The following is a 289-nucleotide window of genomic DNA, read 5'->3' on the forward strand; positions in this document are numbered from 1 at the left end:
CCCTCTCCACTACGGACGTTAGCACCCGCCGTGTGTCTCCCGCGATTGCACTCCTCGGTATTCGGAGTTTGCATGGGGTTGGTAAGTCGGGATGACCCCCTAGCCCAAACAGTGCTCTACCCCCGAGGGTGAGACGCGAGGCGCTACCTAAATAGCTTTCGAGGAGAACCAGCTATCTCCCGGCTTGATTAGCCTTTCACTCCGATCCACAGGTCATCTCCTAATTTTTCAACATTAGTGAGTTCGGTCCTCCAATTGATGTTACTCGATCTTCAACCTGCCCATGGAT

General features: G+C 53.6%; 1 rRNA gene. It reads right to left on the reverse strand.

Annotated elements, in window-relative coordinates:
• Positions 1–289: ribosomal RNA gene (locus AVJ23_RS22025) — 23S ribosomal RNA — on the reverse strand; the annotation flags it as partial.

Source organism: Pseudoponticoccus marisrubri (genome assembly GCF_001482405.1).
Classification (GTDB): domain Bacteria; phylum Pseudomonadota; class Alphaproteobacteria; order Rhodobacterales; family Rhodobacteraceae; genus Pseudoponticoccus; species Pseudoponticoccus marisrubri.